The 13552-nt window shown below is 57.8% G+C and carries 10 protein-coding genes; 4 read left to right on the forward strand and 6 right to left on the reverse strand.

Going from position 1 to position 13552, the window contains the following annotated elements; all coding sequences use genetic code 11:
• Window positions 1–2: 2 nt before the first annotated feature.
• The 4 genes from KFE13_RS04330 to KFE13_RS04345 all read right to left on the reverse strand — a co-directional run bounded on the left by KFE13_RS04330 (window position 3) and on the right by KFE13_RS04345 (window position 7502).
• On the reverse strand, window positions 3–740 hold the full coding sequence (locus tag KFE13_RS04330) for a hypothetical protein (protein ID WP_260705951.1): 738 nt from the start codon (window positions 738–740) through the stop codon (window positions 3–5).
• Window positions 737–5479 (reverse strand): alpha-2-macroglobulin family protein, encoded by a 4743-nt coding sequence (locus KFE13_RS04335; protein WP_260705952.1) that lies wholly within the window; start codon window positions 5477–5479, stop codon window positions 737–739. The genes KFE13_RS04330 and KFE13_RS04335 overlap by 4 nt, the downstream gene beginning before the upstream one ends.
• Window positions 5452–6504: a DUF1175 domain-containing protein gene (locus KFE13_RS04340; RefSeq protein ID WP_260705953.1), complete on the reverse strand. Its 1053-nt coding sequence runs from the start codon at window positions 6502–6504 to the stop codon at window positions 5452–5454. Before KFE13_RS04340 ends, KFE13_RS04335 begins: the two co-directional genes overlap by 28 nt.
• Window positions 6505–6581: 77 nt before the next feature.
• Window positions 6582–7502 carry a hypothetical protein gene (locus KFE13_RS04345; RefSeq protein WP_260705954.1) on the reverse strand — a complete coding sequence of 307 codons (921 nt, stop codon included), beginning with the start codon at window positions 7500–7502 and terminating at the stop codon, window positions 6582–6584.
• A gap of 508 nt (window positions 7503–8010) precedes the next feature.
• Between KFE13_RS04345 and KFE13_RS04350 the strand changes: the two genes are divergently transcribed.
• From KFE13_RS04350 to KFE13_RS04365, 4 genes are all read left to right on the forward strand, one after another.
• Window positions 8011–9189, forward strand: a complete 1179-nt coding sequence (locus KFE13_RS04350; protein ID WP_260705955.1) for a dipeptidase — start codon at window positions 8011–8013, stop codon at window positions 9187–9189.
• 63 nt (window positions 9190–9252) lie between these two features.
• Complete coding sequence (locus KFE13_RS04355; protein ID WP_260705956.1) at window positions 9253–9990, forward strand: peptidylprolyl isomerase; 738 nt, start codon at window positions 9253–9255, stop codon at window positions 9988–9990.
• 57 nt (window positions 9991–10047) lie between these two features.
• Window positions 10048–10569, forward strand: a complete 522-nt coding sequence (locus KFE13_RS04360) for a peptidylprolyl isomerase (RefSeq protein WP_260705957.1) — start codon at window positions 10048–10050, stop codon at window positions 10567–10569.
• A 70-nt stretch (window positions 10570–10639) separates the two neighbouring features.
• Window positions 10640–11464 carry a TPM domain-containing protein gene (locus KFE13_RS04365; protein ID WP_260705958.1) on the forward strand — a complete coding sequence of 275 codons (825 nt, stop codon included), beginning with the start codon at window positions 10640–10642 and terminating at the stop codon, window positions 11462–11464.
• Window positions 11465–11520: 56 nt separating this feature from the next.
• On the opposite strand, the gene mdh is transcribed toward KFE13_RS04365, so the two are convergent.
• Together mdh and KFE13_RS04375 are read right to left on the reverse strand one after the other, a co-directional pair.
• On the reverse strand, window positions 11521–12450 hold the full coding sequence (gene mdh, locus KFE13_RS04370) for a malate dehydrogenase (protein WP_260705959.1): 930 nt from the start codon (window positions 12448–12450) through the stop codon (window positions 11521–11523).
• A gap of 138 nt (window positions 12451–12588) precedes the next feature.
• Window positions 12589–13323, reverse strand: a complete 735-nt coding sequence (locus KFE13_RS04375) for a hypothetical protein (protein ID WP_260705960.1) — start codon at window positions 13321–13323, stop codon at window positions 12589–12591.
• Window positions 13324–13552: the final 229 nt, after the last annotated feature.

Here is a 13552-nt window from a genome sequence, read left to right on the forward strand (position 1 = left end):
ATTCAATTTGCTGCAACAGCAACGCGTCGTAGTCCTACTGCGATCAAGGCCAGTACAAAACACCCCAGCAACACATCCAGCGTAAACGCAAATCCCAGCCGCATCAGCAGGCTCAACATCTCACTCGCCAGCCCATGTCCTGGAGTCCAGTCGATCAGTTTGCCACTTATTGCAAACGCCAACCATCCGCAGATGAGAGCCGCTACCCAGTACCACCACCGCAACCAAAGGTGGACGACCCCTCTTACACCTGCGCCTAATCCGCCAGCTCCGACGACAACAGCCACCGGCAACAACAGTCCCGTGACAATCAACCTGAGCGAAAAATAAGTCCAATCCTGCAACATCATCAGATGCTCATATGTGTGCAATCCCCGCAATCCATGCGGAAGCCGCGATGTCCAGTACCCCGCATACAGCGCCTCATGCTCAATCAATCGATCGATTGGTATCTGCAGCAGCCACCACACACAAATCACGACGGCTAATAAAAGCCACTTCACCCACCAACGCTCTCGCTTTCCCGGATGCAGCATCTGACCAAAGAGCCACGTGCAGAACCAGAAGAACAGCGCCAGCAGTCCGGAACCAAACAAAATCGAAAACGCAAGCTGCCAGACATGCGAATCCGGAATCTGCAACCAAAGCACACCGAGACCAGCCAGAAGCAGCATGCTTGTCCAGACTGCGGCAACAGACTTCATACGCATCGTTTGCAATGCCTCACGCCAGGCGCTCATGGATGCACCCCCTGAGCCGCACCGTCCTGTGCCGGATCAGCCTGTAATCGTATCTCCTCCGTTGTCGCCTGAATCCCCGGCTGATACATCGGCTCCACATGCGCCGGGCTCACCACAAAAGCGCCCGGGTTGACCACCTTCAACAGATAGAAAGACTCATGTCGTCCATCGAACTCCGTAGCAAACATCGCAGCCCTGTCATCGTGAAACTCGCGTCGCGTATACCACCAGTCCCAGTTGCCTGGCTTATCGACGATGTTGTAACTGTCTTCGTGTTGCACAAACTCCGTTCCTGCCGGAATCGGATCTTCAATCAACAGATACTTCATCGGTGATCCATTGACAGCTAAGTGCACTGCCAGAACATCGCCTATCTGCGTCGCACCTCGAAGCGGCTGCAACTGATACACAATCTTGCCATCCTTTTGCGTTGGCACAAGCTTGAAGTAATCACGCGTTACATTCAGATTCATTGTGCCCGCCTGATAGAGCCGCTTCTCCGTGGAGTAGTACTTGCCCTGCACAAGCCAGTACGCCTTCCCTGCCCCGTGCTTCACAACCTGCACAGCATTATTTGCCGGTTGCAATTTGTCCGCGGCAACATCGACGCTCAAGCCCGCGCCGCTCATCGCATCCGCTGCGGTAAAGTGCCGCTTCGCAACCGAAACTCCATTCACCACAACGTCGATATCGAAATCAGCGCTCAGCTCCTTCGATGCCGCCATATAGTCCACCAGCCCAAACAGCACCATCGCCGTCTGCTCCGTTGACTCCCACCAATAGCCACCAGTTCTGTTCAACACCAGCCATTGCGCAGCCGCATCCAACAACGGGCTCTTCGGGTCCGCTTTCGTCAGGAACCGCAACGCATACGCCGTGCTCTCCGCCGTATTGTCATACTCAAAATCCAGCAGAGGACTATAGCGCGAAGGCCACGACGCCAGCTCACCCTGACGCTGTACTTTACCCTCAACAAGCTTGGCAACAGACTCTACCCGGCGATCGTTTACATCCAGCATCGCCAGCCCAACCATCGAAAGCCCCTCTGCGCTCAGGTCATTCTTCCGGCCATAAAGCGTATCCAGGTCCTTGCCATGATCTGTCTTCCCCGCCTCAATCAACGCATATACCGTGTAGGCGCGCAGCTCCGGCAACATCCGAGGATGATCCGCCAACTGCTTCTCCAGATACGCAGTCCCCTTCTGCTTCATGCTTTGCGCATCGTCATTCAACTGCATCGACCGCGCAGCCTCGGCCAGGCCGCTGACGACATACGCCGTCATAAACACGCGGCTCTCATCTTCCTTCCACCAGCCCCAGCCACCATCATCATGCTGGTAATCCTTCAGCCGGTCGAGACCAGCCTGCACCTTGGCCCTCAGATCGTTCTCATCCACACGCCCCGTGACGTTCAGCTTCTTCAACGTCTCAGCCACAATCACATTCGGCAGAAAGCTCGACATTGTCTGCTCTGTGCATCCATACGGATAGCTCGTCAGATAAGCAAGAGCCGGAAAGATACTTCCCGCGATCGATGGACTCACCTCAACGTGCAAGCCGTGTGCTGCTGCATCCGTGTTTGCCGGGAAGTTCACCGGCGTATGCGACGCACCATCGGTCTGCGTAATCGCACCATTCCCTCCAGCCATCACCGGCACACCCGATGGTTCAACCGGGAACGTCACCTCCAATGCATCGCTCTCTTCATTGGTCAGCGCCTTCGCCAGCAGCTTCGCGGTTCCAATCTGTGACGCCTTCAAACGCCATGTAGCGATGCCATCTCCCTTGCTCGGCACCGTAACCGTCTGCGGAGAACCCGCAACAGCATCCAGCCCCTGCACCTCCAGCTGAAGCTGCATCTGCTTCGCTGTGTCCAGATAGTTGTGCGCAATCACAGGAATCGTGATCTCATCGCCCTTGCGCATAAAGCGTGGCGTGCCCATCCTCACAATCACGTTCTTCCGTACGATCACGCGATTGATCTGCGATCCCGCCTTCGAGTCCGCCGTAATCGCACGCACCGTAGCGCGCCACGTCGTCAGCGAATCCGGAAACGTCATCGTGACCTTTGCATGGCCCTGCGCATCCGTCCTCACATCCGGCGCCCAATACGCCGTATCCGGAAACGCCTTGCGAACCTTCGGCTGCACAACATCGTTGCCGGGCTTCACCTGCGCCATGCGTGGGTTGTAACGCGACTTCCGCTCCGCCAGCAGGGGCGATTTCGCACCCGCCCGTCCGCTGAAGCTGTAGTCCAGAGAACTCATCACCTCCGCATACACATATCGCTCCGGGTAGAGCCGCTTTACCATATCTCCACTCGTATCCGGATAAAGCGAATAGATTGCCTCATCCACAACGCCAAAGCTGAGATCCGCGCCCGCCACCGGCTTGCCTGCACTGTCCTTTAAAAGCACGTCATACTGCGCCGTCTGCTGCGGCTGAAAGACCTGTCTCGCAGGCGTGATCTCCACCTGCAGCTGCTTCTCTACCGGAGGCACCTTAATATTCTTGCTCGCCTCATACATCTGACCGTTCTCGATAAACACCGCATCCACTTGCAGATTCGGCACTGAATCGCTCGTGATCGGCATGTCCCAGCTCAACGTCTTTCCATCCGACGACAACACCTTCTGAAACTGCACCGCATTCCCCGTCGCCGTAACCAACGCGTGAAAACTCGCTACCTGCGACACGATGCTCAAGTGGGCCACATCGCCCACCGCATACTTCTTCTTGTCGGCAATAATCTGCACCTGCTGCGACGTGCCGCCCCACAGACTCTCCTCGCCTGAACCCATCACCCAAAGCCACGACGTATCCTGCACCGTGCGCTTCTCCGGAGTCGTCGCCGTCGCGATCACTTCCATCGATCCGGCATTCGTCACCGACAGCAGCGCCCTTCCGTTCCCCGCTGCATCCGTCGTTACATCCGTCGAAGGACCTTGCGTTGTCACCGTCTTGCCGTTCACCCACTTCCGCTCGACCAACGCCACATGCATGCGCGTCTGCACCGGGTGGTTGTCATAGTCCACAGCCGAGACCTGAAACGCTGCCTGCGCTCCCTGCCGCACAGCATAGCTCGCCGGCTCAACATGAACGCGGAAGCTCCCATACGTCGCCAGAAAATGTCCGCGGCCCGTCACCTCGCGATTCGCCGCGTCCGTAACACCAGCTTCGATCGTGTAGTCCTGGTCCATCTTGCGATTGGAGCTGTCCATCGCTGTCGGAACCGTAATCGTCAGCTTGCCATTCGCATCCAGTTTGCCCGTCTGCTCCGACTCCTGATCGGCGCCATATCCCAACGAATCATCCGCGCTTCCCTCTGCGTCCTCTGCGGCTCCCATCCCGGCACCCGCATCATCTCCTTCATCGCCCCACCAGTAATGCGGCGCGTGAAACACCTTGTACTTCACCACTGCATTCGCTACCGGCTCGCCAAAGAAATACCGCGAATCGATCGTCACCTGCATCTTCTCGCCTTGCAAAACACGTGGTTTCGCTGCTCCCACTCTCACCTGGTACTCAGGCTTGCGATACTCCTCCACCCGAAACGATCCCATCGCGCCATCGTTCATCTCTCCGATGCGTATCGTGTAATACCCCAGCCCCGCATTGGCCCGCAGCTCGACATCGCCCGCAACCGTTCCTTCTGCGCTGGTCGTCATATCCTTCTCCAGCACAGCGTGGTCTTCCTGATCGGTCACCGTCACATGAACCTGCTGCGGCTTCGGCACTTCAAGATGATTCGCAACCTTCGTCCGCAGAATCGCCTTCCAGTGCACCGTATGCCCCGGCCGATAAACCGGCCTGTCCGTATACACATACGAAGCCCACTTACTGCTCTCCGAGCCTGAAAACGCGTAGCTCGCAGGAGTCACCGCGGCTACATCATTTCCCGACTTCGCAATAACCCAGATATTCTCCTGCATGGCCTTCGACACGGGCCCATGCAGCTCCACCAGCCCGTCCTCACCTGTCTCCGCCTCCGCTACCTGCTGTTGCTTGATACCCATCCGTATCTGGACCTTGTTCTGCGGAGCACCCGTCTTTCTATCCACGGCGTAGGCCAGCACCGTGCCATTCGTCGTCCGCGTCACTAATGCCATGTTCGAAACAAACAGCACCGTGTACGCCTTGTAATGGCCATCCGTCGCTTCAACCAGATACAACCCTGCGCCAAGTGGATCGATCGGCAGATCCTGTGAATCGCTCACATACGTCGGAGGCATCTCCTGCTTCCATCGCGCAACCAGCTGCCTGTCATTCAGCAGCGGAATCTGCGCAAACTGTGCCACTCCCACCACTCTGCTGCGTCTCGCCAGCGTTGCCTGCTTCTCCCGCAAAGCATCGCGGCTCTCTGCGCTGAACTGGTTGCGAAAAAAACGCCGGATCAGAAACCAGATATGGTGCTTCCAGTCATGGAACTTCTCCAGCCACGTCCGCTCATCGATCTGCTCCTTCGGCCCCCAATCCTCCTGGCCAAATGAGTGCAGATCCTTCAGACCCGACAAAAACTTCGCTGGATCATCCACCCGATAGATGCGGAACTCCAGCTCATCCACATTTTGCGAGTACAAATGGATCGTCGGCTTCTCACCCACCGCATAGGTCTTCGCCGTGCTCAGGTTGAACATCACCGGCCTTGCCGCATGAAGCCATGACGGCATCACCAGAAAAAGCACGATTGCAAATCCAAACCAGCGGAGCTTCAATCCTCTTCGCGCAAAACGTTCCAACGGAATACTCCCAGAAAATTCGAATTCTCTGCCAAAGGACGCCAGCGTGCATCGGGATGCACCAGCAGGTCCGAGAGCTTCATCCGCCGCATCTCGCCCCTCTGCTTCCCGATTGGTCCTGTATGGTACACGACCCAATCAGCATTGCTGCCTGTGATCACCATCGAATGATACGGCGAGTTCTGTCCCAGCTGTCTGTAAAAAATCAGGTCGCCGGGTTTTGCAGCCCGCAGGTCTCTTCCCACTCGATACGTATTCCATTCCATCAGTGCATGCGCATCCGCAAACTGCGCAAAAGCCCCGGAGATCTCGTCCCCTTCCACAAAGGGTCCCGGCCTGACGCGAAACAACCCCGTCCCCAGCATCGTCTGCGGATACCGCCACTGCTGTACGGAATCGAATGCAACATCCCCCACATGCTGCGCCTCGGCCCACTCCGCGTCATGGAACTTCAACGCCTCACGATAGGCATACCGCAACAACGCTGCGCAGTCCTGTATCTCCCCTGCTCTCTCCGTATCCGGCAAGTCGGCCTGCAGCTCCGCCAGCTTCCAGAACCACTGCCGGAACGCCGCCCGGTCGCCCGCCATATGCAGCCGCAACGCATCCGGCGTTCCATCCCCAAAACGATCGGCCTCATCCAGAGCAAACCGCACTTCCTTGACGACAGCTCTGCGTCCCCACCGCACCCGTATCTGCCGCACCTCCTCCTTCACAGGAGCGCGTGTCCACACCTCGAGCGTATCGCCGCTCCGCACAACCCAGGCAGCACCCAAGTCATCGCCGCCGACCTTTGCCACAACCTCGGCGTTGACCGCATCGGCTTCCAGAGACCCGCCATGCAATCGCCTCACCTGCAACACAGCCCGCTCCCGTCCATCCGCAGGAAACACCACCGCCGTCGAGCGAACAACCACCTGCTGCGAACGATGCCTCGCCCACACCGCCCCAAAGGTCCCCACCGCCAGCAAAACAGCCGCCAGCAAGACAATCCATCGCCTGTTTCCGTTAAGTTGTATCGACATATTCGGCGAGCGATTCCTTTACGATTCTAAAGAGGAGCGCTGCACATCCGCAGAGAACAAGTATTCGCAAGAGCTGATTAGTTCATCCCTTTCGCCCGCATCTGCGCCATCCTCTTCGTCATCCACTGCACATCGAAAATAGCCTCATCGCTCACGCTTCGTAGCCGTTTGCGACGCTGCTCACGAATCTCCGCAACTGTCCCCTTAACCTGCAATCCGCCCTTAACAGACTTACCCGCTTCCTCCACAAACTCACGAGCATCTTTTCTGACAGCATCCGGCTGAGATGCATCCGCAGCGATCCGCTTCAGCTCCGCATCTGCTTCATCTGTCTGCGCATAATCGAATGCGGCAACCAACGCCCGCTTCGCATTCACATTATTTTCCTGGGCGAATCGCTCCGCCGCCGCCTTCACCCATCGATCATCCTTCATCGAAAGCAGCACATACATCAGCGCCGAATTCTGATCCAACGTCATCGCATGCTGTGGCACACTCACCAGGAAGCGCGAATCATCCAGAATATGCAACGCGGCTGCCGTCACATCGACACCCGCGCATGCAAGGTCATGGACCGTGAAGAAATATGTCCCGCTTTCCGTGTCCCGCAAGTTCGTCCGAGCCAATGCATCCGCAGCCAGCTGCTTGTCTTCGGGAATCGTCGAAAGAGACAGAAGCAGTTCGCTTCCATCGGTCAAAAAGAACGATCCCTGCGGCGCCTCACGCAATTCAACGCGCAGCAGCGGAAGGCTCTTACTCGTATCTCCCTTCATCTCGGTCCAGAAATAATCCATCTCGGCTGATTTCTTCGATCGCTCCCCGTCGCTAAGCTGCAAGGGATGGAAATCGTAGAGAGCCTGCACACGCTGGTGCATCTCCGCCTGCGTCTGGGGCATGCCTCGACTCTTCAGTTGCTGCGCATCGATGCCTGGCGAAAGGACAGTAATCGCAACGCTGAGCCACCCAGCCTCAAAACCCATCCGCTTCCACGTTCTCACTCGGACAAATCCATCCTGCAAGCCGGGCATCCTGACCTCAAACTTCTGTCAAGCCCGAGAATAGTACCGCACTCAATCTAACACCCATAAGCCAAACAAAATAAAAACGTTATAGCGGCAGGCAAAATCTCTCAAAGTGCCGATCAGTTACCCTGCACTCGCTAAAATAGAACTAGAGCAAGAAAGGCAAAGGCCGAGGGAAGCATCCCTCGGCCTTATCTCTTTATTTTCTATATTTTGCGTCTTATCTTCTGTCTTATCAAGATTTTACAAAACAGGTCTACCCATAACCCAAATCAATCCAATATTTTGCGCAAAAATAGAGGGGGCACGCCATGCCAAAACCGCTAACTCAAACGCTTGCTACAATTTCCCTCACCAGCCCATGAAACCCTTCATGCACACGATGAGACAATCCGCCACAGCCGTCTGTGCATGCCTGATCTCGACAGCGCTCCTGGCAACAACATCTCAGGCGCAGTCCCCTTTGTCCCCAGGAAAGAAAAACATGCCGTCTCAAGATCCACTCGCCGTCCACGCCGACGCTATCGTCATCGACACCCACGCCGACACACCGCAGCGCTTCATCGACGAGCACTGGAACTTCACCGACCCCCTCCAGGGAGGCATGCTCAATTACGAAACTGCCCGCAAAGGCAACCTCAACGCGCAGTTCTTCTCCATCTGGGTCGACCCCAGCCAGTACCCCGCAAACGCCAGCGCCCGCCGCACGATGGAACTCATCGACGGCACCCTCGAGCAGGTCCGCCGCGCGCCCGACAAGCTTCGCCTCTGCACCTCCGCCGACCAGATCGTCGCCGGCCACAACGACGGCAAATTCTGCGTCATGATGGGCATCGAGGGCGGCCACTCTATCGAAAACTCCCTCGGCCTCCTCCGCGACTACTACCGCCTCGGCGTCCGCTACATGACTCTCACCTGGTCCAACACCAACGACTGGGCCGACTCCTCCGGCGACATCGACGACGCCACCGTCAAGCACCACAACGGCCTCACACCGTTCGGCAAGCAGGTCGTTGCCGAGATGAACCGCCTCGGCATGATGGTCGATATCTCCCACGTCTCCGACAAAACCTTTTGGGACGTCATCGAGATCACCAAAGCGCCCATCATCGCCTCGCACTCCTCCGCCCGCGCTCTCACCAACGCCGGACGCAACATGACCGACGACATGCTCCGCGCCGTCGCTAAAAACAACGGCGTCGTCATGGTCAACTTCTTCCCCGCCTTCATCGACGAGCAGTGGCGTCTCGCCTGGAACGCCTCCAAACCCGAGCGCCAAAAAGCGCAGGACGCCCTCGAAGCCGAGTACAAAGCCAAAGGCCAGCCCGTCCCCTTCGAAGCCTCCGACAAGATCGACCGCGAATTCGCTGCACTAATCGGCCGGGCTCCCTTCAACTCACTCATCGATCACTTCGACCACGTCATCAAAGTCGCTGGCATCGACCACGTCGGCATCGGCACCGACTTCGACGGCATTCCTGTCCCGCCCGCCGGAATCGACTCCGCCGCCGACCTGCCCAAGGTCACCGAAGCGCTGATGGCGCGCGGTCACTCCGCCGACGACATGCGCAAACTCCTCGGCGGCAACCTCCTCCGCGTCTTCCGCGCCGTCGAAGCCGCCCAGCAGAAACCTCCAGTCATCGCACCCGGACAAGCGCAGTAAAGTCGGCCCGCATTGCCGCCATTTCCCGCCTGCGTTAGCCTGATAGATGGAGTTACGTTACGCATGATGCTTCGCCCTCTTGCCCTCGCTCTCGTGCTGAGCGGAACCGCGCTGGCCCAGGCCACACCGTCGCAGTCCTCCCAGCAGACACCGGCTTCGCAGGCACTGCCCGATGCTCCCTCTACGACTTCCAACGCGAAGCCCCCCGTCGTCCCCACCGGTCCAACCGCCGTCATCGACACCACCATGGGACGCCTCACCTGCAAGCTCTACGACACGCAGGCCCCCGCCACCGTCGCCAACTTCATCGGCCTCGCCGAAGGTACCAAGGACTGGACCGACCCAACCTCGCTCAAAAAGGTCCACGGCCAGCCCTTCTATAACGGAACCACCTTCCACCGCGTCATTCCCGGCTTCATGATCCAGGGTGGCGACAAGGCCGGTAACGGCACCGGCGACCCCGGCTACTACTTCAAAGACGAGTTCGACCCCTCGCTTACCTTCGACGAGCCCGGACGGCTCGCCATGGCCAACTCCGGCCCCAACACCAATGGCTCGCAATTCTTCGTCACCGAAGTCCCCGTCGAGCAGCTCAACGGCAAGCACACCATCTTCGGCCAGTGCGACGCACACTCTGTTCTGCTCGTCGCCTCTATCGCCCGCGTTGCGCGCAACCAGGACGACAAGCCTCTCACGCCCGTCGTCATCAACAAAATCACCATCGTGCGCGAAGGCCAGCCCATTCCACCGGAGCCTGCACTTCCCCCGGCAGCCGCACCCGCCGCTCCTCCAACAAATTAAACCTGAGCCTCATCATCAGGCCACCGCAATCAACCGCTACAACCACAAGGAGAAAACATGGCACGTAAGCCAGGCACCTACGCAACCTTCAAAACCTCAGAAGGCACCATCGTTACCGAGCTGTTTGAGCAGGACGCTCCGCAGACCGTCGCCAACTTCATCGGTCTCGCCGAGGGAACGAAGGATTGGAACAGCCCCAGCAAGAAGGGCGCCAAGCTCTACGACGGCACCATCTTCCACCGCGTCATTCCCGACTTCATGATTCAGGGCGGCGATCCCGAAGGCAACGGCATGGGTGGCCCCGGCTACCGCTTCGCCGACGAGACACGCGGCTCCAGGCACGGTTTCCAGGAGAAGGGAAAGCTCGCCATGGCCAACGCCGGCCCCAACACCAACGGCTCGCAGTTCTTCATCACCGTTGCTCCTACGACTTGGCTCACCGGCAAGCACACCATCTTCGGTGAAGTCGTCGAAGGCTACGACATCGTCGAGAAGATCTCGAAGGTCGCGCGCGACGGCATGGACCGCCCCAAGACCCCGGTCGTCCTCGAGTCAGTCACTATCGAGCGCGTCTCGTAAACCTCTCCATACGAAGAAGCCCGCCCTCACCGGCGGGCTTCTTTCTGCTTGTAGCGATTACTATGGACGCATGAAAACCCAGCGGCGATTTGCATTCCTTCTGATCTTCCTGCTCGCCGCGGCTCTTCCCTCTTTCTCGGAAAAAGTCGCCACCCTGCCGGCCCCCACCGGCTACATCGACGACTACGCAGGCGTCCTCTCTGCCTCTGTCATATCCGACATGGAAGCCACCGCACGCGAGTTGCACGACAAGACACGTGCCCAGGTCTTCCTCGTCACCGTCAACACCCTCGAAGACGAACCCGTCGAGACCTTCGCGAATGATCTCTTCGCCAAATGGAAGATCGGCGAGAAGAAAACGGACCGCGGCATCCTGATGCTCTTCGCCATCAAGGACCACAAGCGCTGGATCGAAGTCGGCTACGGCTTCGAAGGCATCCTTAACGACGCCAAGGTCGGCGACATCGGCCGCGAGATGGTTCCCGGCCTGCGCGCGCAGAATTATGACGACGCCACCCAACTAGGCTTCAACGCGATCTGCAACATCATCGCCGCAGATTCCAACATTACCCTCAGCTCCCTCGCCGATTCGCCCCAGACCGCAGCCGAGCCTCCGCCAACTGATACAGCAGCACCTGAGTCCACATCGCACTTCAGCCTGTGGTCCCTCGTCTTCCCGCTGTTCTGGTTTGCCTTTGTCTTCATCCTCATCATTCGCGTTATCTGGAGAGGACGACGCGGCATTGCTTCCGGAGGCTATATCGGCGGTTCGACATGGTCTGACGACAGGAGCAGCTTTAGCAGCAGCGACAGCAGTTCAAGCAGCAGTGACAGCGGTTTCAGCGGAGGCGATGGCGGCAGCTCTGGCGGAGGCGGTGCCGGCGGCGACTGGTAAAAGCAAAAGGCCCGCACAAAGCGGGCCTTTTACACAAACGTGTTGTGCGACGATCCTTACGCCACGCCGATCACGGTGCAGAGCTCCTTCACCGCATCTGCGCTCTTGTTCAGCGCAGCCTGCTCGTCGGCAGTCAGCTTGATCTCGATAATCTGCTCAAGTCCCTTCGCGCCGAGCTTGCAGGGTACGCCAACGTAGAGTCCCTTGATACCGTACTCACCCTGCAGATACGCAGCGCAGGGAAGGATCTTCTTCTTGTCCTTCAGAATCGCCTCAACCATCTCCACAGCTGCAGCCGAAGGAGCATAGTAAGCCGAGCCCGTCTTCAGATGCTTCACGATCTCCGCGCCGCCGTTGGCCGTGCGCGTCTCCAGCTCCTTCAGGCGATCCGCCGGAATCAGCTCTGTGATCGGGATGCCCGCAACCGTCGAGTAGCGCGACAGCGGAACCATCGTGTCGCCGTGTCCGCCCAGCACAAACGCCGTAACGTTCTCCACCGAAACCTTCAGCTCCTCGGCGATAAACGTGCGGAAGCGAGCCGAATCCAGCACGCCAGCCATGCCGATCACGCGCTCGCGCGGAAGGCCCAGCTTCTTGAATGCCGTCTGCGCCATCGCATCCAGCGGGTTCGAAACGATGATGAAGATCGCGTTCGGCGAAGCAGCCAGCGCCTTACCCGCAACCTCGCTCATGATGTTGAAGTTGGTATTCAACAAATCGTCGCGGCTCATGCCCGGCTTACGTGCAATACCCGCCGTAATGACGACGATGTCCGAGTTCGCGGTATCGGCGTAGTCGTTGGTACCAATCACAGAAACATCACGCTTCTCAATCGGCAGCGCCTCCAGCAGGTCAAGCCCCTTGCCCTGCGGTACGCCTTCAACGACGTCGATCAGAACAACGTCCGCCAGTTCCTTCGAAGCAATCCAGTGTGCTGCAGTAGCGCCGACGTTCCCGGCTCCAACGATAGTGACTTTCTTCCGCATGATGTCTGATCTCTCCAGAAAATTTGGCATTAAGGCCGTAAAACGTGGCGCAAATAGGCCATGCGTCTTCGCCATCCATGATACGTCGCGCGCTGTACGGCTGGCACGATATCCGACAAATTCGTGCGGATATCGATGCTATTGCCGCGTAAAGACCGCCCCGAACAAGCCATTCATCTTGTCGCAGCTTCCTCCCGCTACGAGGAAACCATTCGCAGTGAAGCTCGACGATACGAGGTCATTCACCCAACCCGAAATGCTCACCGTTGACCCATCATCCATAGTGAACTCAAGCTGAAGATAGTTCCCGAATAAGGCGCCACGATTTTGCTGAATCGTGCCGTTAGCGAAACAGGGTGACCCCTGAATTTGAATCGTGCCGCCTATTGCATTTTCACCCGTCACCGTACCGGCAAACACATCCAGATTGTCAGGCCCACCCTGCTCCAGGTTCAGCAAAATTTTCAATGTCTGACTACTTCCATTCAATTTGCCCGCTGCAGCATAGCTTCCACTGATGGCTTGAAATCGGGCTGCACTGAATGTACCGCTATAAGATTGGCACCCTGAGTTCAAACTGGACGTTGCAATATCATAAGTCCCCGACCAGGCTTCGCCTGCCGTCTTCGGCAGAGTTCCATGAAGTACAAACTGGTGGGTCGTCTCCTGCCCCAGCAAAACATCCTCCAACGTAAACGTACCGTCGCGGCTGATGCTCGTCGGCTCAAGCTTTGTTCCTCCGCCCACTGCAGAACTCAGTGGCGTGCCGGAACATGGAATCAAAATCGAAGCATTTCCGATGATCTGACCGGAAACCACATCGATGGTCAGCGCCAGGCCGAGCGGCTTTGGTCCAATACTAAACTTTGGCATCGAGCCGACTACCAGCCAATTGCCGCGCAAAGGAGAGGCGTCAGGTACAGGCTGTGGCACGAGTGTCCCGCCGCTACCGCAACCTGCCAAAGCAGCTAATCCTAAATACAACCATGCGACATTCCTGACCATTTCAACGAGAGAATATCGCCCTCAAAGCGAAAGTCAATACAACTGCCCTCCTTTAAAGCTAAGAGAGGGGCAAGCTATTCCTTGCCCCTCTCCTTCT

The organism is Edaphobacter flagellatus (assembly GCF_025264665.1).
Classification (GTDB): Bacteria; Acidobacteriota; Terriglobia; order Terriglobales; family Acidobacteriaceae; genus Edaphobacter; species Edaphobacter flagellatus.

Excerpts from the sequence above, each read along its gene's own strand:
- KFE13_RS04330 (WP_260705951.1), bottom strand. The coding sequence starts at position 740 with ATGAGCGCCTGGCGTGAGGCATTGCAAACGATGCGTATGAAGTCTGTT.
- KFE13_RS04340 (WP_260705953.1), bottom strand. The coding sequence starts at position 6,504 with ATGTCGATACAACTTAACGGAAACAGGCGATGGATTGTCTTGCTGGCG.
- KFE13_RS04350 (WP_260705955.1), top strand. The coding sequence starts at position 8,011 with ATGCCGTCTCAAGATCCACTCGCCGTCCACGCCGACGCTATCGTCATC.
- KFE13_RS04355 (WP_260705956.1), top strand. The coding sequence starts at position 9,253 with ATGATGCTTCGCCCTCTTGCCCTCGCTCTCGTGCTGAGCGGAACCGCG.
- KFE13_RS04360 (WP_260705957.1), top strand. The coding sequence starts at position 10,048 with ATGGCACGTAAGCCAGGCACCTACGCAACCTTCAAAACCTCAGAAGGC.
- KFE13_RS04365 (WP_260705958.1), top strand. The coding sequence starts at position 10,640 with ATGAAAACCCAGCGGCGATTTGCATTCCTTCTGATCTTCCTGCTCGCC.
- mdh (WP_260705959.1), bottom strand. The coding sequence starts at position 12,450 with ATGCGGAAGAAAGTCACTATCGTTGGAGCCGGGAACGTCGGCGCTACT.
- KFE13_RS04375 (WP_260705960.1), bottom strand. The coding sequence starts at position 13,323 with ATGCCAAAGTTTAGTATTGGACCAAAGCCGCTCGGCCTGGCGCTGACC.